Source organism: Micromonospora sp. NPDC047465 (assembly GCF_040643125.1).
In the GTDB taxonomy this organism is placed as follows: domain Bacteria; phylum Actinomycetota; class Actinomycetes; order Mycobacteriales; family Micromonosporaceae; genus Micromonospora.
Genome location: NZ_JBEYTP010000049.1, coordinates 1 through 18,126 on the forward strand (window position 1 = coordinate 1; position 18,126 = coordinate 18,126).

Below are 18,126 nucleotides of genomic sequence, written 5' to 3' on the forward strand. Positions count from 1 at the left end.
TGAATCCCCCTTTCGGCGTGTGGTGCCAACCCCCGAATGGAGCATCTGATGAACACGATCATGCGTAAGAGCGTTCTCGGTATTGCTGGTCTGGCCTTCGCCGGTGGTGTGTTCGCCGGTCCGGCCGCTGCTCACGCCGCCCCGAGGGTCGAGAGCACCCCGATCACCGCCGTGGCCGTGGCGGCGGACAAGCCGGCCGTGGACACCGCGAAGCTGATCCCGCATGGTGTGCAGGGCGCGCAGTCGCGCATCGACCTGTCGGACGAGCAGGTCGCCAACGTGAAGGCGATCATCGCGGCGACGAAGAAGGCCGGCATGGACGAGCGGGCCGCCGTGGTGTCGATCGCGACGGCGCTGCAGGAGTCGAAGCTGGAGAACCTGGGTCACCTGGGTGACCGCAACGACCACGACTCGCAGGGCCTGTTCCAGCAGCGCCCCTCCAGCGGTTGGGGCACGGTCGAGCAGATCACCGACCCCGAGTACTCGACCACGGCGTTCCTGAAGGGCCTGAAGCAGGTCGACGGGTGGCAGGACATGCCCCTGACCGAGGCCGCGCAGACCGTGCAGGTGTCGGCGTACCCGGACCACTACGCCCAGTGGGAACAGCAGGCCGCCGACCTCGTCGCCAAGCACTGGAACAACTGACACACAGAGACAGACTTTCACCACAAGGGGGAACGCTGGCCGGCACCCGACACGGGCGCCGGCCAGCGGCACATCTTCCCCAGCCGACAGCCGGCCGGCCGGGAGAGTACGGCAGGTGCGGGAACACCGACGGCCGTCGGCTGGTTGAATGAGGTGTCGGTGTGCCCAGTGTCCCCGGGCCTCACCTGAATTGCCTTCGCGGAATACCGTTCGGCTGGAGCCGCGTCGCGCCACGCGCCGAGAGGCGACCTGCACACCGACGCCCAGCGCCGCCCCCGTGTCGATCCGGCCGGGGGCGGCGCTGTCTCGTGTCCGCGCTCGTCCCCGTGGCGGGGGCCACGGTGGCGGACCTGTGCGGGTCGACGCCGCCACGACCTCGCGTGCTGCGAGGCGGGGCGGGGGAGTGGGCGCGGTGGAAGCAGAATGGGCCGGTGGATGTGCAGCGGGAGTGGCGTGACCAGCCAGGTGTGGTCGTACTGCCGAGTGGGGCGGCCGTGCGCGGGCGCCGCGTCGCCGACGTGGCCTCGTCTGCGGACTTCGCCCTGTTGTTGGCGTCTGGGCCGGCGCCGGCGTGGCCGCACCGGCGGATCCGGTGGCCGGACTTCTGGGTTCCGTTGGACCGGGCGGACGCGGTCGACGCGTTGACAGAGGCGCTGCGTCGGGCCCGCGGCGGCGAACGGGTGGAGGTGGCCTGCAAGGGCGGCACCGGACGCACGGGTACGGCGCTGGCCGGTTTGGCGATCCTGGACGGGCTGCCGCCGGAGCGGGCCGTGGACTGGGTGCGCGCCGCCTACCGGCCGCGGGCGGTGGAGACCCCCTGGCAGCGTCGCTGGCTGCGCCGCCTCGCCTGATCCGGGGCGATCGTGGCGCGCACGGCCGGCCACCTTGTTGTGGTTCGTGTCATCGGCGAGGTTTGCACAGCTCACGGTGGGTAAGAGGGGCATCTCGTCCGAACCTTGAGGCAGGTACCAGCACCATGGCCCCACCCCGCGCCCTTGTCCATTACCACGGTGTGCACCGCGCGGCCGCGCGCCCGGTGCTGACGATCGCCAGCACGGTCGCGTCGCTGGCCGTGCTCGTCGTGCTCGCCACGCTCTTCCTCGACGCCCTGCTGATCACCGTCGGGCTGCTCACCCCCGTCGCCGCCTCGGTGCCGCCGCTGCGGCGCTGGGTGCGCCGGCTGGCGGCCCCGTCCGCGCGGGCCGTCCCGGTGCCCGGCCGTTGAATGTTTCCGTGCCGCGTGGCTGCCCTGGTCCCGGCGTCTGCGGCACCGGGGACCAGGGCGCGTCGCTTTCTCAGCGGCCGACGTACTCGCGCAGGTGGCGGGCGGTCAGGGTGTCGCCGTGGGCGACCAGATCGGCCGGGGTGCCGGTGAACACGATCCGGCCGCCGTCGTGCCCCGCCCCGGGCCCGAGGTCGATCAGCCAGTCGGCGTGTGCCATGACCGCCTGGTGGTGCTCGATGACGATGACCGTGTTGCCGGCGTCGACGAGCCGGTCCAGGAGCGCGAGCAACTGGTCCACGTCGGCGAGGTGCAGGCCGGTGGTCGGCTCGTCCAGCACGTAGGTGCTCGCGCTGTCGGCCATGTGGATGGCCAGCTTGAGCCGCTGCCGCTCGCCGCCGGAGAGGGTGTTGAGCGGCTGCCCCAGGGTGAGGTAGCTGAGCCCGACGTCGACCAGCCGGTCGAGGATCACCCGGGCCGAGCCGCTGGGGAAGAAGTCCCGGGCCTCCGTGGCCGACATGGCGAGGACCTCGCTGATGTTCTTCCCGCGCAGCCGGTAGGTGAGCACCTCGTCGGTGAAGCGCCGGCCGTCGCACTGCTCGCAGACGGAGGCGACGCCGGCCATCATCGCCAGGTCGGTGTAGACCAGGCCGATGCCCTTGCAGGTGGGGCAGGCGCCCTCGGAGTTGGCGCTGAACAGCGCCGCCTTGACCCCGTTGGCCTTGGCGAAGGCCGTCCGGACCGGGTCCAGCAGGCCCGTGTAGGTGGCCGGGTTGCTGCGCCGGGAACCCCGGATCGGGGTCTGGTCGACGACCACCACGCCGTCGCGGCGGTGCAGCGAGCCGTGGATCAGCGAGCTCTTCCCGGAGCCGGCCACGCCGGTGACCACTGTCAGCACCCCGAGCGGGATGTCGACGCTGACGTCCCGCAGGTTGTGCAGGTCGGCACCGCGGATCGACAGGTGGCCGGACGGCCGGCGTACGTGCTCGCGGAGGCGGACCCGGTGGTCGAGGTGGCGGCCGGTGAGGGTGTCGGAGCGGCGCAGGCCCGGCACGTCCCCGGTGTAGCAGACCTGGCCGCCGGCGGTGCCCGCCCCCGGCCCGAGGTCGACCACGTGGTCGGCGATCGCGATGGTCTCCGGCTTGTGCTCGACGACCAGCACCGTGTTGCCCTTGTCGCGCAGGCGCAGCAGGAGGTCGTTCATCCGGGCGATGTCGTGCGGGTGCAGGCCCACGGTCGGCTCGTCGAAGACGTACGTGACGTCGGAGAGGCTGGAGCCGAGGTGCCGGACCATCTTCACCCGCTGCGCCTCGCCGCCGGAGAGGGTGGCGGATTCGCGGTCGAGGCTGAGGTAGCCGAGGCCGATCTCCACGAGCGAGTCGAGCAGCTCACGCAGGTTGCCGACCAGCGGGGCGACCGACGGGTCGTCGATGTCGCGGACGAACCCGGCCAGGTCGCTGATCTGCATGGCCGAGCACTCGGCGATGTTGCGTCCGGCGATCCGGGAGGAGAGCGCCGCCTCGTTGAGCCGGGCGCCCCGGCAGGCGGCGCAGGTGGTGAAGGTGACCGCCCGGTCGACGAACGCGCGGATGTGCGGCTGCATCGACTCGCGGTCCTTGGCCAGGTAGAGCCGGCGGACCTTGACCGCCAGGCCCTCGTACGTCCAGTTGTTGCTGCCCACCTTGATCTTGGTGGCCGGCTTGTGGAGGAAGTCCTCCCACTGCTGGGGCGTGTAGTCCTGGAGCTTGACGTCGGGGTCGAACAGGCCGGAGTTGACGATGGTCTGCCAGTACCAGGAGTCGACGGCGAAGTTGGGCACCGTGATCGCGCCGTCGTTGAGGGAGCGCTCGACGTCGACCATCTCGTTGACGTCGAGGTCGGAGACCCGGCCGAGGCCCTCGCAGGTCGGGCACATCCCCTCGGCCAGGTTGAAGCTGAACGCTCCGGCGCCGCCGACGTGCGGGGTGCCGAGCCGGCTGAACACGATCCGCAGCATCGCGTACGCGTCGGTGGCGGTGCCGACCGTGGAGCGGGAGTTGGCGCCCATCCGCTCCTGGTCGACCACGATGGCCGGGGTCAGGTTGCGCAGCGAGTCGACGTCGGGCCGGCTCAAGCTCGGCATGAACGACTGGAGGAAGGCACTGTAGGTCTCGTTGATCAGGCGTTGCGACTCGGCGGCGATGGTCCCGAAGACCAGGGATGACTTCCCCGACCCGGAGACGCCGGTGAAGACGGTCAGCCGACGTTTGGGGATGTCGACGGAGACGGCCGCGAGGTTGTTCTCCCGGGCTCCGCGTACCTCGATCATGTCGTGGCTGTCGGCGGCGGACCGTGCTGGCTGCTGCATGCGAACCCTTCGCGAGATTGTGGGCGGGGTTCCGCCCGGGTGTGTCTTCGGGGGCGGCTTCCTTCGATCGTCTCATTGACGTGCGTGTGGAGGGTTCTGCCACGTTGGCCTGCCTCCAGCGCCCCAGAGAGGTACGGGAAGTCTCAAATAACGTGTAAGCGGGGGTGGCGCTGGCGTCCGGAGGGTGCGGTCCACGTGGGACGCGGCGCGTCAACCCGGCGCCGATGGATAACGGACGGACCGTAACCGTCCTCCTGAGTGGAAGCCGGCCGGCGAGGTCCGCTGCGGTGCACGAACTCGCTGCGATCCGTGGTTGACCTTCGATGTGCCGAGATTTACGGTGATGGCCGAAATTACAGAAGGGATGCCTATGCCTCTCCAGCAGCGTCGCCGCCTGGCGTCGGTCGCCATCGTGGCGACCCTCGTCGCCGCCACCGCCGTGTCGGGTACCCCGGCCGTGGCTGCCACGCCGACCGAGACCCTGGTCGGCGTGCCGCACCACAACCTGGCCATCTACGGTGCGACCTTCGGCTCCACGTCCGCGGGCGACTACGCGTACGCCGTGGCGCGCGGGACCACTGGCGCGCTCAACGTCATCGACACCCGCACCGCGACCGTGGTCCGGACCCTGCCGCTGCCCGGCGCCGGCGGTTCGTGGGGCGGCACCGTCACCCCGGACGGCACCGCGTACATCGGCGCCGACAGCAAGTTGTTCCGCTACCGGCCCGGTGCGGACCACGTGGAGGACCTGGGCTCGCCGGTGCCGGGGGAGACCACGACGTGGCGCCTGGCCAACGACGGGGAGCGGGTCTTCGTCGGCACCTTCCCCACCGGCAAGGTCTACTCGTTCGACCACCGCACGGGTGCCGTCCGCGACTACGGGCAGATCTGGCCGGGCGAGCAGTACGCGCGCAGCATCGGCGTCGCCAACGGCAAGATCTACGTCGGCCTGGGCACGGTGGCCCGGCTCGTCGAGGTCGACGTCGACTCCGGCGAACGGCGGGAGATCCCGCTGCCCGAGCAGTACCGCGGCGAGCAGTTCGTCTACGACCTCGACGTCTACCAGCACACGCTCTTCGCCCGGCTCGCCAACAGCAACCAGGTGCTCGTCCACGACCTGAAGGCCGGCCGGTGGATCGGCGAACTCGGTACCGCCGCGGGCCTGAACTTCTCCCCGCCGGACGCGAAGAAGAACGTCTACTTCGGCTCGTCGGCCGGCCGCCTGATGGCCTACAACCTCGACACCCGGACGCTCACCCCGACCAGCTTCACCGGGTTCGGCACCGCCCGCGGATTCGGCTGGGCGCACCTGGACGACCCGGCGTGGCCCGGCAGGACGCTCGTCACGATCAGCCTGAGCGGCAACCTGTCCTACTACAACCCGCAGACCGGCGCCAAGAAGGTCGTCTCCGCCGGGGTCAAGGGGCTGCCCGCCCAGCTGCAGACGGTCGAGGCCGGCCCGGACGGCAAGATCTGGTCCAGCGCCTACCCGAGCGGCGGCATCACCTCCTACGACCCGGCGACCGGCGCCTTCAGCGAGAACGCCGGGGCGCTCGGCCAGGCCGAGGGCCTGCACTCCTACCAGGGCAAGATCTACGCCGGCGTGTACCCGGGCGCGAACCTGCTCGAACTCGACCCGACCAAGCCCGTCGTGCGCGGTACCAACCCCCGGCAGTTCGCGACGCTCCGCACCGAGCACCAGGACCGGCCGTTCGCCATCACCGGGGTCGGCAACCGGATCGCCTTCGGCACCATCCCGGAGTACGGCCAGCTCGGCGGGGCGCTGACGCTCGTCGACCCGGCCACCGGGGCGAAGGAGGTGCACCGCAACGTCGTGCCGGAGCAGAGCGTCACCGCCCTGGCCACCGTCGGGAACCTGATCCTGGGTGGCACCGGCATCTGGGGTGGGCTCGGCATCGCGCCGACCCAGACGGAGGCGAAGCTCTTCCTCTGGGACCCGGCGACGGCGACGAAGGTCTGGGAGGGCACCGCCACTCCGGGCGCCAAGGCGATCACCCGGCTGATCGTGGCGCCGGACGGCCGGATCTGGGGGTCCACGGTCGGCACGCTCTTCGAGTTCGACCCGGTGAGCCGGACCGTGGTCCGGACCGTCGAGGTGGAGCCCTTCGACTGGAACGTCACCCACGTCTGGCGTAGCGATCACCTGGCGGTCGCGCCGGACGGCGCGGTGTGCGGCAACTTCCGGACCACCGTCGCCTGCGTGGACCCCGAGACGCTCTCGGTCGAGAAGCTGGCCACCGGCATCAGCGACGTGTGGACGATGGACGCGTCGGGCGTCATGTACTACGCCCGGGGCGGGGAGCTGTACCGGCTCACGCGCTGAGCCCGCCGGCCCGGTCCGAAGGGCCCCTTCCTGTCGAGTCGTGGACAGGAAGGGGCCCTTCCGTGCACCCCCGGCGGCGTCGACCGCCCGGCGGGGCGGCCTTCCCCGCCGCCGGCGCGACGACGATGCCGCGGGCACGAAATTCCGGCCGGTGGGTGGGCGGTACGGTGGCCCGGTGGTGACCGCGCGGAAGGGCAGTGGCCGGCTGCGGGCCGTGGACCTCGCCGCGACCGCCGGGATCTCCGTCCAGCAGGTCCGCAACTACGTCGACCTGGGCGTGCTGCCACCGGTCGAACGCACCCCCGCCGGCTACCGCATCTTCACCGCCGACCACCTCCGGGCGCTGGCCGTGGCCCGCCGGATGGCCGAGGGCCACGGCTGGGCGCGTACCCGGGAGATCATGGCCGCCGTGCACCGGGGCGACCTGTCGGCGGCGCTGGCGGCGCTCGACGGAGGCCACGCCGAGCTGGACCGCGAGCGGGCGGACATCCGGCGGGTGCTCGGCGCGTTCGAGACCGTGGTGACCAGCCCGCCGGCGACCCTGCCGGCGCCGCGGCGCGGGGTGCGCATCGGCGCGGTCGCCGACCTGGTCGGGGTCCGCACCTCCCAGCTACGGCTGTGGGAGCACCGCGGCCTGGTCCGGCCGGTCCGCGAGCGCGGCACCGGCTACCGGGTGTACGACCAGGCCGAACTGCGTGCCGCGCAGGTCGTCGCGCTGCTGCGCCGGGGCGCGTACCCGTTCGACATCATCGCGGCCGTGCTCGACGAGATGCGCACGACCGGCAGCGCCCAACGGGTCCACGCGGAGCTGGCCCGGCGGGAGCAGGAGCTGCACCGGCGCAGCCTGCGGCGGCTGCGCGCCTCGGCGGCGCTGTACGACTACCTGCGGCACCGCGACCCGACCCTGCCGGCCTGACTCAGCGCAGCACCAGCAGGTCGAGGTGGTCGACGACCGGGCCGGTCGCCTCGCGGGCGGCGGCCCGCAGCCGCGCCAGGCCGCTGGCGTACTCCTCGTCGGTGATCAACTGAAGTGGGGTGTGGGCCCGGCGGTCGAGGCGCTCGGCGAGTTCCGCCAGCGACGCGGCGGTGGTCTGCGCGACCGGCTCGACGCTGCTCACGGTGAACCCGGCCGCCGCGAACGCCGAGCGCACCCGCGCGAGGTCCGGGTAGCGCCGCAGCACCCGGACCGCCTCGGGAAACCAGTGGAACAGGGCGATCCGCTGGTGCCGGCCGGGGAACGGCGAGCGGATCAGCACGGGCGCGCCCGGCCGGAGCACCCGGCGCAGCTCGCGGGCCGCCGCGTCCAGGTCGGCGACGTGATGGATCATCGTGGACAGCCAGGCGGCGTCCATCGTGGAGTCGCGCAGCGGCAGCGCGAGGGCGTCGCCGGCGAGCAGCGGCCGATGGGCGGCGCGGGATCGCATCGCGCCGGCGGGCTCCACGCCCACCACCCGGACGCCGTACCAGTCGGTGAAGGCGCCGGCCCACGCCCCCGTGCCGGCGCCGAGGTCGAGCACGGTCGTCCCGGCGCGGGACCGCAGGTGCTGCCCCACCGCGTGCCGCCACCGGTCCAGCCCGCTGCGCGGCAGTTCCCGGGTGGCGGCGAAGGCGGCCGCGTCGGTGTCGTCGTAGGAAATCAGAGCCACGGCCATCACCTCGCCACCGTCGCCGGAACGTCCGGGCGATCGTGATCCGGTTCTAGTCGGTGGGGACGCCGCGGGCAACGGCTTGTGAGACAACCGACGTGGTGTTGTCCGGCCGGCCGGCCGGGGCCCTGGCCATGACCGGCGGTCAGCCGGACGCGCGCCCCGCGACCCGCCCGTCCCGTGCCTCGCCGAGCGCCGTCGAGGCGAAGAAGGCGTCCGCGGCGCGGAGTGCGGCCGCATCGCCGAGCACGTCGCCGGGGCGGTCGGCGTGGCCGAGCAGCGCACCGCCCCATCGCATGCCGAGGTAGTCGGCGCTCATCCACAGGCTGTTCACCATCGGGTCCGCCTTGGCCGGGTCCTCGTCGCTGAGGGCGCTGATCGCCCACATCGTGCGGCCGCGCATGCGGGGCCGGAAATCGACACCGGGCAGCCGCAGCCAGGTCGACCAGTGGTCGAGGTAGAGCTTGGTCGGGGCGCTGACGCTGTACCAGTAGACCGGTGAGGCGATCACCAGGTCGGTCGCGGCAAGGGTCTCCGTCAGCAGCAGCGCCTCGTTGCCGGACGGCGGGGGAGGGAACTGGCCGTGTCGGATGTCGTGGAACGGCGCCAGTGGATGGTCGGCCAGGCGGAGCCAGCGCTGCTCGACACCGGCCGGCAGCGCGGCTGCCGCGCGTCGGGCCAGGAGTTCGGTGTTGCCACCGGGGCGTGAACTACCCAGGAGGAAGAGGAAGCGCCTGACCGCACCGTCGATGTCCATCGGGGTCGAATGTACCCACCCGGGCGGCCGTGCGGGGATCGGCGGATCGCGGACGCCGTCGCCCTGCCGCCGCACGACCAACCGGCCGGGTATCCGGTTCAGAAGGCCACCGCCGCCAGCACCAGCAGGGTGTACGCCGTCTCGACCAGCCCCACCTGCTTCGGCGTGAGCCGGCGCCCGGGTAGCGCGACGGCCCGGGCCAGCAGCGCCGCGAAGACCAGGGCGACCGGCGTCGGCGCCCAGAGCGCCGCGGCGAGCGCGGCGACGCCGTGGTACGTCCAGGACGCCCACCGGTACCGACCGCTGTCCCGCTCCCGGATCATCGTCTTGACGTACAGGATCGTGCCGACGAGGTAGCCGAGCGCCACCACCGTCGCGCCGGACACCCGGGCCGGCGGCACCCCGGCGACCGTGGCGACGAGGAACCCGAGCAGCCCGCACTGCGCCACGAAGGCGAGGTCGTTGACGAGCGCCCGGTCCCGGCGCCGACGCGCGTAGCCGGCGTTGACGGCGGCCAGGACGCCGTAGAGCGGCGCGTACGCGAGGACCGCCGGCCGGGCCGCCAGCACCGGCGCGGCGCAGAGCGTGGTGGCGACGCCGTACGCGGCCAACTGTGGGCGTACCCGCCGGAACCGGCCGGTCTTGACCGCCTGCAACCCGAAGTACGACAGCGGGTAGGCGGCGAGCACCGCCCCGAGCAGAGGCAGGTGCAGCGGGTGCGGGCCGGTGACGGTCACCGCCGCCAGGAACGGCAGCAGCAGCATCGCCCAGGCGCCGTGCTGCGGCGGCAGCCAGCCGGGTGACCGGCCCCCGGCCCGCGCGCGGCCGGTGGTGGTCGCCGTGGGCGGTCCGGCCGGGCGGCGACGGCGGGCGGGGACGGCGGTCACGGGCGTGGCGTCACGGTGAGCAGGACGGCGGCGTCCGTCACGGCGTGCAGCGCGTGCCGCCGCGGCGGGACGACCACCAGGTCGCCGGCGTGGCCCTCCCAGGACTCGTCGCCGGCCACCAGGCGTACCTGCCCCCGGAGCACCTGCAGCGTCGCCTCGCCCGGGCTGTCGTGCTCGTCGAGCGAGCGGCCGCCCCGGAGCGCGAGCAGCGTCTGCCGCAGCCGGCGATCCCGGCCGCGGTGCAGGTTGTGGGCGCTGCGCCCGCTGTCGGCCTCCCGGGCGGCGGCGAGCTGTTCGTCGGCGAGGCGGGTCAGCGAGTGGCCTTCCATCGTGCGTCCTTCCGGGTGGGGTGGCGCGCCGGTGCGCCGGGCGGGGCAGTCCGTGCGGCGGCGACCCTCGCGCAAACCGGAAGATCGTCTACCGCTTTCGGTTACCAGCATCCGCGCCGGACCCGCCCGGCGGCAGGGCCGATGGTCCCGGAATCCGGGCCGCCGGGTCGCCCGCGCCGGCGGACCCCACGGTTTCCGCCGCCACGCCGGCCGCCGGGGCATCGGGAAGCCGGCCCGGCCCCCGGATCGTGCCGACTAGGGTGCGGGGCATGAAGGTTCGGCTGCTGGCGGCCACGGCGACCGCCGTCCTCCTCGCCGCCGGCGCGCCCGCCCCGGTGGCGGCCGCCCCGACCGCGCGTACCGCCGCCGTGACGGGCGTGTCCGGCGCGGTGCCGCCGGCGCCGTGCCCGAAAGCGCCCGCGCCGGCGGTGTCCCGGCCGCCGCGCCCGTCGCCGCCGCCGGCCGTGCCCGAGGAGCGGGCCGTGGGCGGGCCGGCGCTGGCCACCGCCGGCCTGGTCGTCCCCGCGGGGGTGCCGCGACCGCCGGCGGTCACCGCGACCTCGTGGCTGGTCGCCGACCTGGACACCGGCCAGGTGCTGGGCGGCTGCGGCCCGCACGAGTACGGCACCCCCGCCAGCGTGCAGAAGCTGCTGCTGGCGGCCACCATGCTGCCCCGGCTCGACCCGAAGCAGGTCGTCACCGTCACCGACGGCGACATGGACATCGAGCCGGGCTCCTCCGCCGTCGGGCTCGTCGCCGGCGGGCGCTACCGGATCGAGACCGTCTGGCTCGGGCTGCTCCTGCAGTCCGGCAACGAGGCGGCCAACCTGCTGGCCCGCCTCGGCGGCGGCCCGGACGGGATGGCTGGCGGCGTACGGGCGATGAACGAGGAGGCGCACCGGCTCGGCGCCCTGCAGACCCACGCGGTCACCCCGTCCGGCCTCGACGGGAAGGGTCAGTTCACCAGCGCGTACGACCTGGCGCTCATCGCCCGGGCCTGCTTCGCCGACCCCACCTTCCGCCGGTACGCGCTGACCGAGACCCACCGCATTCCCGCCCAGCCGGCGCAGCGGACCAAGGGCTTCGAGATCCAGAACGAGAACCAGCTCATCTACCGCTACCCTGGGGCGCTCGGCGGCAAGACGGGCTTCACCGATCTGGCCCGGCACACCTACGTCGGGGCGGCCCACCGGGGCGGCCGCCGGCTGGTCGTCACGCTGCTCGGCGCCGAACCGCGGCCCGCGCGGGGCTGGGAGCAGGGCGCCGCGCTGCTCGACTGGGGCTTCTCGCTGCCCCGGGACTCCGCCGTCGGCCGGCTCGTCGAGCCGGGGGAGTTGGCCGCCTCGGCGGCCGCCACGCCGCCCGCGCTCGCCGCCACCGGCGAACCTCGTCCGGCCGCGGCCAGCGGCCCGCTGGAGGACGGGCTGCTCGGACGGTGGCCCGCGGCCGCGCTCGCGGTGGCCGTGCTCGGGCTGGCGGCGGTGGCGCTGCTCCGGCGGCGCCGGGCGGGGCGGCGCCGGACCCCCTGACCGCGGGCAGGACGTGCGTCGCCGCAGCCACCGGGTGCTTGTGGCCACCCACCTGCCGCAGGTCGCCGCGGGTGCGGAGCGGATCGACAACCGACGACGGGGTCCATAGACTCCGGTCGTTCTGGTGCCACACGTCCAGGGAGGATCCACGTGCCGAGCGAATCCCGACCGCACCCCGTCCCGCCGTCGATCGCGGCGCCCCGCCGACCGGCCCGCACGCTGACCCGCCTCGCCGGGGTGGCCCTGGTGGCGGGCGCGTTGGTGACCGGTGGCGGCGCCGCCGCGGTCGCCGCGCCCGCCGGGTCCCCGCCCGGCTCCGCCACCGGTCCCCGGATCACGCCCGGACCGTGCGCCTACACCGAGACGCCGGAGGAGCCGGCCGCCCGGCCGGTTCCGCTGCCGCCCGACCCGAGGCGCACCCCCGACCGGGGCACGGTGCGGGTGACGCTGCGGACCAACCAGGGGCCCATCGGGCTGACGCTCGACCGCGAAGCCGCGCCGTGCACCGTGCAGAGCTTCCTGCACCTGGTGCGGCACCGCTTCTACGACCGCACCTCCTGCCACCGGCTCACCGCGTACCCGACGCTGAAGGTGCTCCAGTGCGGTGACCCGTCCGGCACCGGCTCGGGCGGCCCGGGCTACCGGTACCTCGACGAACTGCCCACCGACCTGCCGCCGGCACCGACCGACCCGACCGGCGTGCGGCGGCTCTACGCCCGGGGCACGCTCGCCATGGCCAACGCCGGCCCGGACACCAACGGCAGCCAGTTTTTCCTGGTCCAGTCCGACTCGGCGCTGCGCCCCAACTACACCGTCTTCGGCTCGATCGACGCCGCCGGCCTGGCCACCCTCGACCGGATCGCCGCCGGCGGGATCGCCCCCACGGTCGAGGACCCGGCGCCGGTCGACGGCGCGCCCGCACTGCCGGTCGACATCCGCCGGGCCGTCCGGCACCACCACTGACCGTCTCCACCACCCCGCCCGGCCGCCCCTCGGCCGGGCGGAGCTGGCGGTTCCCGCGCGTACGCCTGTCGCCGGACCCGGGGGCCGACGGGCCGGCACCCTGGTAGACAGGAGGCGTGGACAGGGCGGGCCGGGCCGGCCGGCGGCCCCGCGGCGCCGCCGCCCGGGCCCTCGCCGTGGCCGTGGTGGTCGCGGCGCTGGCGCCGGCCTGCACCCGGCCCGGTCCGTCGCCGTCGCCGTCGCCGTCGCCGTCGGTGTCGGTGTCGGTGTCGGCGGCCCCGAGCGCGACCGTGACGCCGCGCCCACCGGACTTCGTCGTCCTCACCGACGTCGACCCGAGGATCCGCACCGACATCCGGTACGCCACCACGCACAACTTCGTCGGCCGGCCGGTCGCCGGCTACCCCGAACCGCTCTGCCTGCTCACCCGGCGGGCCGCCGAGGCGTTGCGCCGGGTGCAGGGCGCCGCGCTCGCCCGGGGCCGCAGCCTGAAGGTGTACGACTGCTACCGCCCCCGGCGCGCCGCCGACGACTTCGTCAGCTGGGCCAGGCAGCCCGGCGAGCAGCAGATGAAGGCGGAATTCTATCCCCGGGTGGCGAAGTCGAAGCTGTTCGACGAGGGGTACATCGGCGCACCCACGGCGCACAGCCGGGGCAGCACGGTCGACCTGACCCTGGTCGACGTGCCGACCCCCACCCAGGCCCCGTACGCCCCAGGCCAGCCGCTGGTCTCCTGCACTGCCCCCCGCGGGCAGCGGTTCGGCGACAGCAGCGTCGACATGGGCACCGGCTTCGACTGCTTCGACCCGCTCGCGCACACCGACTCGGCCGGGATCACCGGCACCGCGCGGGACAACCGGCGGCTGCTGCGGCAGTTGATGACCGACGGCGGCTTCGTCAACTACGACCGCGAGTGGTGGCACTACCGCTACCGCGACGAGCCCTGGCCGGACACGTACTTCGACGTGCCGGTGGCCCGCACCTCCGTGCCGGGCGGATAGCCGGCGCAGCGGTCCACCGGCGCGGCGGGCGATCGGCGCGGCGGGGCACGGGCCGGTCCCGGCGAGGTGCGCGGCGGGACGCGATGCGGCGCGGGGCGGGCCCGTCCGGCATGATCACCTCGGGAGGGCGCCGCCGCGCGGGGCCCGCAGGACACTCCGACGGCGGCGCGTCGTCGGGCGAGGGGAGCCCGCAGTGACCACTACCGAACGCATCGGCCCACCGCTCACCGGGGGCGAGCGCGAGATGCTCCGCGCCTTCCTCGACTACCACCGGGCGACCCTCGCCATGAAGTGCGACGGGCTGTCCGACGAGGACCTGCGCCGGCAGTCGATGCCCCCGTCCACGCTGTCGCTGCTCGGCCTCGTCCGGCACATGGCGGAGGTGGAGCGCAACTGGTTCCGGCGGACCATCGACGGCGAGGACATCCCGCTGGTCTGGTCGGACTCCGGCGACTTCCAGGTGGCGTACGACGCCAGCGGCGCCACCCGGGCGGAGGCGTTCGACGCCTGGCAGCGGGAGGTCGCGCACTCCCGCCGGATCGAGCGGGAGGCGGAGTCGCTCGACGTGACCGGCCACAACGCCAGGTGGGGCGAGGACGTGTCGCTGCGGCTGGTGATGCTGCACCTGATCCACGAGTACGCGCGGCACAACGGCCACGCCGACTTCCTGCGCGAGGGCATCGACGGCACCGTCGGCGCCTGAGGGGCACCGACGGCAGCGGGGAGCCTGGGCGTGGCGGTCAGCCGTCGCCGCGCAGCGGCAGCCAGGCCAGCACGTCCTGGATCTTCGCGTCCCAGTACGCCCAGTCGTGCGCGCCGGGGGAGAAGTCCACGGTGAGCGGGACGCCCCGCTCGCGGGCCGCCGCGACGAAGGTCAGGTTGTCCCCGTACAGGAAGTCCTCCGTGCCGCAGGCGACGTAGAGCGCGGGCAGGCCGGTGCCCGCCTTGTCGAGCAGGGCGACGGCGTCGTCGTCGCTGCCCGTGACGGTGCGCTCGCCGAAGACGGTGTGCCAGACCTGGGCGTCGATCGGGTGAACCGGATCGTGCCGGCGGCCGGCCACGTCGAGAGCGCCGGACAGGCTCGCCGCCGCCGCGAACCGGCCCGGGTCGCGCAGCGCCCACTTCAGCGCCCCGTAGCCGCCCATCGAGAGCCCGGCGACGAAGGTGTCCTCCCGGCGTGCTGAGAGCCGGAAGAACTGGTGGCACAGCCCTGGCAACTCCTCGCTGAGGAAGGTCCAGTACCGGTTGCCGTGCTCCTCGTCGCTGTAGAAGCTGCGCCCGACCTGGGGCATCACCACCGCCAGGCCGAGCGGTGCGACGTACCGCTCGATGGACGTGCGGCGCAGCCAGATCGTGTCGTCGTCGGACAGGCCGTGCAGTAGGTAGAGCACGGGCGGGTCCCCGTCCGGGGCGCTGCCGGCCAGGCCGATCTGCGAGGAGGTCCGCTGCGGCAGGAGCACCGTCATCGAGGTGTTGAGACCGAGCACCTCGGAGTAGAAGTCAGCACGCATCAGGGCCACGGTCGTCGACCGTAGCCCATCCTCGGCCGGCGCTACCGGGGCGGTGGCTCAGCCGGCTGCCGGGCCGGTCCGCCGAGTCGTGGCCCGCAGCCGGTCGTCGAGCGCGTCGAGGTCGGGGACGAACCACACGTGGTCGGCCTGGTTCGACTCCTGGACGAGGGCGCGCAGGGCAGCGCTGGACGCGAGGTGTCGGGAGATGTCGCCGACGACGACCAGGCGCACGCGGTAGTTGACGAACTTCTGCATGATCTCGCCGGCAAAGCGGGTGCCGAGGGAGAAGAAGGACGGGTCCAGCCGACTCGCGGGCACGGCCACCACCTCGGCGCCGAGGAAGGCCGCGCCGATCAGGTCCAGCGCGTCCTGCACCGTGGCCACCGGCGGGCCGTCCGGGTCGCACACCAACACCGGCACGCCGACCCGCTCCCGCACCACGTCAGGCATTCCCGACCTCCCGGGTGAGCAGGCCGTTGCCGCCGTCGAGCACTGCGTCGAGTAGGCGCAGCAGCTCGGCGGTGGCGGCGGCGCCGCCGAGTATCACGATCTTCATGCGGTGTCGCTCCTGGTCGTGGACGGTCTGGACGCGCAGCGGGTGGCCGGGGCCGTGGCCGGTGTTCGCCCCGGCCAGGACGAGCGTGCCGAGCCGGTCGGCCGCGCTCCGGTCGACGCCGTCGATCTGCACGATGCTCGACACCTCCACCGCCGGGCCCGCGGCGGGACGGGCAGGCTCCGGCCGTCCGGTCAGGGCGTGGAGGTCGGCGCGGGCGATCCGGTACTGCTTGCCGATCCGCACCGCCCTCAGCCGGCCGGCGCGGATGTAGCCGCGCACGGTGCGCACGTGCAGGCCGAGCCGCTCGGCCACCTGCTCGACAGAGTACATTTCCTCATTCATCACTCCCTAATCTAGTGCAGATAGGGAGTGATAGGGAAGTTGAATGCGGCCTCTCTGTGACCGCGCGCCTCATTGGCCGGTGCCCCCTGGCGCCCGCACGCGAATATTCATTGCGACCACCGTCCGGCGCGCCTACCGTCATCGGTGCAAGGTCAACCGAACGACCCAGGGGAGTACGCCGTGTCGCAGCGCACCCGCACCGACGCCGTGTGGCCGACCCCGCACAGCGGTGCCTCGCAGTCCACAGGGGAGCGTGCCCTAGGCCAGTGCCGTCCCGAGCAGGGCCGGCAGCCGGGGTGGCGGCGCGACTAGCGCCAGCGCGTACGCGCAGCCGCCCACCCCACCGGGGACCGGGCGGCTTTTTCGTCCACCCGGAACCCCGCACGGGCCGTTGGAGCAACGGAAGCTCGCCCGGTCCTCAGCCGGGAGGTCACGGGTTCGAACCCCGTACGGCCTACGCGGCGACACCCGAGCGGCGTCGCCGGCACGCGGTTGTGGCGCAGCAAGGTCAGCGCGTCACCGTGCCACGGTGAAGACCGCCGGTTCGAATCCGGCCAACCGCTCCACCCGGCGGGCCGCGCGCCCGCCGGGCCGGCCGCGCGCTGGGCGCGGAGGGGGTCGCGCACACCCCCTCCCACCGGGTTCGATTCCCGGGCGGTCGTCGATCCTTCCGGTCGCGCCGAGACGGGCGCCGACCAGCCGACGACACGAGGAGACGACCATGAGTTTCACCCCGCTCGCGGGCACCCGCGCGCCGGTCCGGGTCTGGACCGACCCGTACGGCATCGAGCCGCAGGCCGCCCAGCAGCTGCGCAACATCGGCGCGCTCCCGTGGGTGGAGGGCGTCGCGGTCATGCCCGACGTGCACTTCGGCAAGGGCGCCACGGTCGGCTCCGTCATCGCGATGCGGCAGGCCGTCTCGCCGGCCGCCGTCGGCGTCGACATCGGCTGCGGCATGTCCGCGGTCCGCACCTCGCTGACGGCCGCCGACCTCCCGGACGACCTGGCCGGGCTGCGGTCGGCGATCGAGGCCACCATCCCGGTCGGGTTCGCTCAGCGGGAGAAGCCGGTCGACCCGCGCCGGATCCGGGGCCTGGAGCAGTCGGGCTGGGACGACTTCTGGCGCCGGTTCGCCGGCCTCGACCGGCGGGTGGCGCAGCTGGAGACGCGGGCCCAGCGGCAGCTGGGCACGCTCGGCGGCGGCAACCACTTCATCGAGGTGTGCCTGGAGCAGGGCGGCGCCGACGAGGGCCGGGTGTGGCTGATGCTGCACTCCGGCTCCCGCAACATCGGCAAGGAGCTGGCGGAGCGGCACATCGCCGTCGCCCGGCGGCTGCCGCACAACACCGACCTGCCCGACCGGGACCTGGCGGTGTTCCTCGCCGGTACGCCGGAGATGGACGCCTACCGCCGGGATCTGTGGTGGGCGCAGGAGTACGCGCGGCGCAACCGGGCGGTCATGCTCGCCCTGCTCTGCGGCGTGGTGCGGGAGCAGTTTCCGCAGGTGCGCTACGACGAGCCGACCTCATGCCACCACAACTACGTGGCGGAGGAGAGTTACGACGGCGTCGACGTGCTGGTGACCCGCAAGGGGGCGATCCGGGCCGGTCGGGGGGACCTGGGCATCATTCCCGGGTCGATGGGCACGGGGTCGTACATCGTGCGGGGCAAGGGGAACCCGGACGCGTACTGCTCCGCGTCGCACGGGGCCGGGCGGCGGATGTCGCGGGCGCAGGCGAAGCGGACGTACAGCACCGCCGACCTCGCCGCGCAGACCGCCGGCGTGGAGTGCCGCAAGGACGCCGGGGTGGTCGACGAGATCCCCGGCGCGTACAAGGACATCACCCAGGTGATGGCGCAGCAGGAGGACCTGGTCGAGGTGGTGGCGCACCTCAAGCAGGTCGTCTGCGTTAAGGGATGACCGCCGACCGGCGCCCAGGAGGGGCGGGCGCCGGTCTTCCGCCCCGGTGGCTCAGCGGAGAGAGCGCCGGTCTACGAAACCGGAGAGCCCAGGTTCGAATCCTGGTCGGGGCACGGTCCGGACCCG

General features: G+C 73.8%; 18 protein-coding genes and 3 tRNA genes. 13 read left to right on the forward strand and 8 right to left on the reverse strand.

All coding sequences use genetic code 11. The features are described from left to right. Window positions 1-48: 48 nt before the first annotated feature. The 3 genes from ABZ793_RS29800 to ABZ793_RS29810 all read left to right on the forward strand — a co-directional run bounded on the left by ABZ793_RS29800 (window position 49) and on the right by ABZ793_RS29810 (window position 1,870). Entirely contained in the window at window positions 49-645 is a 597-nt protein-coding gene (locus ABZ793_RS29800; protein ID WP_357463060.1) for a hypothetical protein, read from the forward strand. A 431-nt stretch (window positions 646-1,076) separates the two neighbouring features. After that, complete coding sequence (locus ABZ793_RS29805; RefSeq protein WP_357463063.1) at window positions 1,077-1,496, forward strand: protein-tyrosine phosphatase family protein; 420 nt, start codon at window positions 1,077-1,079, stop codon at window positions 1,494-1,496. A gap of 125 nt (window positions 1,497-1,621) precedes the next feature. After that, the gene (locus ABZ793_RS29810) at window positions 1,622-1,870 is read left to right on the forward strand and encodes a hypothetical protein (protein WP_357463066.1); all 249 of its coding nucleotides are present in this window, start codon (window positions 1,622-1,624) and stop codon (window positions 1,868-1,870) included. Window positions 1,871-1,940: 70 nt separating this feature from the next. On the opposite strand, the gene ABZ793_RS29815 is transcribed toward ABZ793_RS29810, so the two are convergent. Continuing rightward, complete coding sequence (locus tag ABZ793_RS29815; protein WP_357463069.1) at window positions 1,941-4,214, reverse strand: excinuclease ABC subunit UvrA; 2,274 nt, start codon at window positions 4,212-4,214, stop codon at window positions 1,941-1,943. 370 nt (window positions 4,215-4,584) lie between these two features. Between ABZ793_RS29815 and ABZ793_RS29820 the strand changes: the two genes are divergently transcribed. Continuing rightward, window positions 4,585-6,558: a hypothetical protein gene (locus ABZ793_RS29820; RefSeq protein ID WP_357463071.1), complete on the forward strand. Its 1,974-nt coding sequence runs from the start codon at window positions 4,585-4,587 to the stop codon at window positions 6,556-6,558. 175 nt (window positions 6,559-6,733) lie between these two features. After that, window positions 6,734-7,474 (forward strand): MerR family transcriptional regulator, encoded by a 741-nt coding sequence (locus tag ABZ793_RS29825; RefSeq protein ID WP_357463074.1) that lies wholly within the window; start codon window positions 6,734-6,736, stop codon window positions 7,472-7,474. 1 nt (window position 7,475) lies between these two features. On the opposite strand, the gene ABZ793_RS29830 is transcribed toward ABZ793_RS29825, so the two are convergent. From ABZ793_RS29830 to ABZ793_RS29845, 4 genes are all read right to left on the reverse strand, one after another. Continuing rightward, complete coding sequence (locus ABZ793_RS29830) at window positions 7,476-8,204, reverse strand: methyltransferase domain-containing protein (protein WP_357463077.1); 729 nt, start codon at window positions 8,202-8,204, stop codon at window positions 7,476-7,478. A 145-nt stretch (window positions 8,205-8,349) separates the two neighbouring features. Then, entirely contained in the window at window positions 8,350-8,961 is a 612-nt protein-coding gene (locus ABZ793_RS29835) for an NAD(P)H-dependent oxidoreductase (protein ID WP_357463080.1), read from the reverse strand. Window positions 8,962-9,059: 98 nt separating this feature from the next. Next, the gene (locus tag ABZ793_RS29840) at window positions 9,060-9,848 is read right to left on the reverse strand and encodes a YwiC-like family protein (protein ID WP_357463083.1); all 789 of its coding nucleotides are present in this window, start codon (window positions 9,846-9,848) and stop codon (window positions 9,060-9,062) included. After that, complete coding sequence (locus ABZ793_RS29845; protein ID WP_350712288.1) at window positions 9,845-10,177, reverse strand: cupin domain-containing protein; 333 nt, start codon at window positions 10,175-10,177, stop codon at window positions 9,845-9,847. The genes ABZ793_RS29840 and ABZ793_RS29845 overlap by 4 nt, the downstream gene beginning before the upstream one ends. Window positions 10,178-10,446: 269 nt before the next feature. On the opposite strand from ABZ793_RS29845, the gene ABZ793_RS29850 reads away from it, so the two are divergent. The 4 genes from ABZ793_RS29850 (at window position 10,447) to ABZ793_RS29865 (ending at window position 14,373) form a co-directional block, all read left to right on the forward strand. After that, window positions 10,447-11,706 (forward strand): D-alanyl-D-alanine carboxypeptidase, encoded by a 1,260-nt coding sequence (locus ABZ793_RS29850; RefSeq protein ID WP_357463086.1) that lies wholly within the window; start codon window positions 10,447-10,449, stop codon window positions 11,704-11,706. A 189-nt stretch (window positions 11,707-11,895) separates the two neighbouring features. Beyond that, window positions 11,896-12,669: a peptidylprolyl isomerase gene (locus ABZ793_RS29855; RefSeq protein WP_357463168.1), complete on the forward strand. Its 774-nt coding sequence runs from the start codon at window positions 11,896-11,898 to the stop codon at window positions 12,667-12,669. 116 nt (window positions 12,670-12,785) lie between these two features. Beyond that, a complete protein-coding gene (locus tag ABZ793_RS29860; RefSeq protein ID WP_357463089.1) occupies window positions 12,786-13,670 on the forward strand; it encodes a M15 family metallopeptidase in 885 nt (294 codons plus the stop codon). A gap of 193 nt (window positions 13,671-13,863) precedes the next feature. After that, window positions 13,864-14,373, forward strand: coding sequence for a DinB family protein (locus tag ABZ793_RS29865; protein WP_357463092.1), 510 nt, complete (start codon window positions 13,864-13,866; stop codon window positions 14,371-14,373). 37 nt (window positions 14,374-14,410) lie between these two features. Here ABZ793_RS29865 and ABZ793_RS29870 read toward each other — a convergent pair whose 3' ends face one another. From ABZ793_RS29870 to ABZ793_RS29880, 3 genes are read right to left on the reverse strand one after another with little or no spacing between them, the layout of a single operon-like run. Beyond that, window positions 14,411-15,190 carry an alpha/beta hydrolase family protein gene (locus ABZ793_RS29870; RefSeq protein ID WP_357463095.1) on the reverse strand — a complete coding sequence of 260 codons (780 nt, stop codon included), beginning with the start codon at window positions 15,188-15,190 and terminating at the stop codon, window positions 14,411-14,413. Window positions 15,191-15,238: 48 nt separating this feature from the next. Continuing rightward, window positions 15,239-15,631: a DUF4180 domain-containing protein gene (locus ABZ793_RS29875; protein WP_357463098.1), complete on the reverse strand. Its 393-nt coding sequence runs from the start codon at window positions 15,629-15,631 to the stop codon at window positions 15,239-15,241. Next, complete coding sequence (locus tag ABZ793_RS29880; RefSeq protein ID WP_357463101.1) at window positions 15,624-16,079, reverse strand: helix-turn-helix domain-containing protein; 456 nt, start codon at window positions 16,077-16,079, stop codon at window positions 15,624-15,626. The genes ABZ793_RS29875 and ABZ793_RS29880 overlap by 8 nt, the downstream gene beginning before the upstream one ends. A 385-nt stretch (window positions 16,080-16,464) precedes the next feature. Between ABZ793_RS29880 and ABZ793_RS29885 the strand changes: the two genes are divergently transcribed. The 4 genes from ABZ793_RS29885 to ABZ793_RS29900 all read left to right on the forward strand — a co-directional run bounded on the left by ABZ793_RS29885 (window position 16,465) and on the right by ABZ793_RS29900 (window position 18,113). Continuing rightward, window positions 16,465-16,536, forward strand: a tRNA-Glu gene (locus ABZ793_RS29885). A gap of 31 nt (window positions 16,537-16,567) precedes the next feature. Beyond that, window positions 16,568-16,645 (forward strand) — tRNA-Gly (locus ABZ793_RS29890). A 155-nt stretch (window positions 16,646-16,800) separates the two neighbouring features. Beyond that, complete coding sequence (locus ABZ793_RS29895) at window positions 16,801-18,000, forward strand: RtcB family protein (RefSeq protein ID WP_357463104.1); 1,200 nt, start codon at window positions 16,801-16,803, stop codon at window positions 17,998-18,000. Window positions 18,001-18,040: 40 nt separating this feature from the next. Continuing rightward, window positions 18,041-18,113: transfer RNA gene (locus ABZ793_RS29900), tRNA-Arg, on the forward strand. The last annotated feature ends 13 nt before the right edge of the window (window positions 18,114-18,126 follow it).

What these genes read in the sequence shown, in the direction of transcription:
- ABZ793_RS29800 (WP_357463060.1), top strand. Translation starts at nt 49, where the DNA reads ATGAACACGATCATGCGTAAGAGCGTTCTCGGTATTGCTGGTCTGGCC.
- ABZ793_RS29810 (WP_357463066.1), top strand. Translation starts at nt 1,622, where the DNA reads ATGGCCCCACCCCGCGCCCTTGTCCATTACCACGGTGTGCACCGCGCG.
- ABZ793_RS29815 (WP_357463069.1), bottom strand. Translation starts at nt 4,214, where the DNA reads ATGCAGCAGCCAGCACGGTCCGCCGCCGACAGCCACGACATGATCGAG.
- ABZ793_RS29820 (WP_357463071.1), top strand. Translation starts at nt 4,585, where the DNA reads ATGCCTCTCCAGCAGCGTCGCCGCCTGGCGTCGGTCGCCATCGTGGCG.
- ABZ793_RS29835 (WP_357463080.1), bottom strand. Translation starts at nt 8,961, where the DNA reads ATGGACATCGACGGTGCGGTCAGGCGCTTCCTCTTCCTCCTGGGTAGT.
- ABZ793_RS29845 (WP_350712288.1), bottom strand. Translation starts at nt 10,177, where the DNA reads ATGGAAGGCCACTCGCTGACCCGCCTCGCCGACGAACAGCTCGCCGCC.
- ABZ793_RS29850 (WP_357463086.1), top strand. Translation starts at nt 10,447, where the DNA reads ATGAAGGTTCGGCTGCTGGCGGCCACGGCGACCGCCGTCCTCCTCGCC.
- ABZ793_RS29875 (WP_357463098.1), bottom strand. Translation starts at nt 15,631, where the DNA reads ATGCCTGACGTGGTGCGGGAGCGGGTCGGCGTGCCGGTGTTGGTGTGC.
- ABZ793_RS29880 (WP_357463101.1), bottom strand. Translation starts at nt 16,079, where the DNA reads ATGAATGAGGAAATGTACTCTGTCGAGCAGGTGGCCGAGCGGCTCGGC.
- ABZ793_RS29895 (WP_357463104.1), top strand. Translation starts at nt 16,801, where the DNA reads ATGAGTTTCACCCCGCTCGCGGGCACCCGCGCGCCGGTCCGGGTCTGG.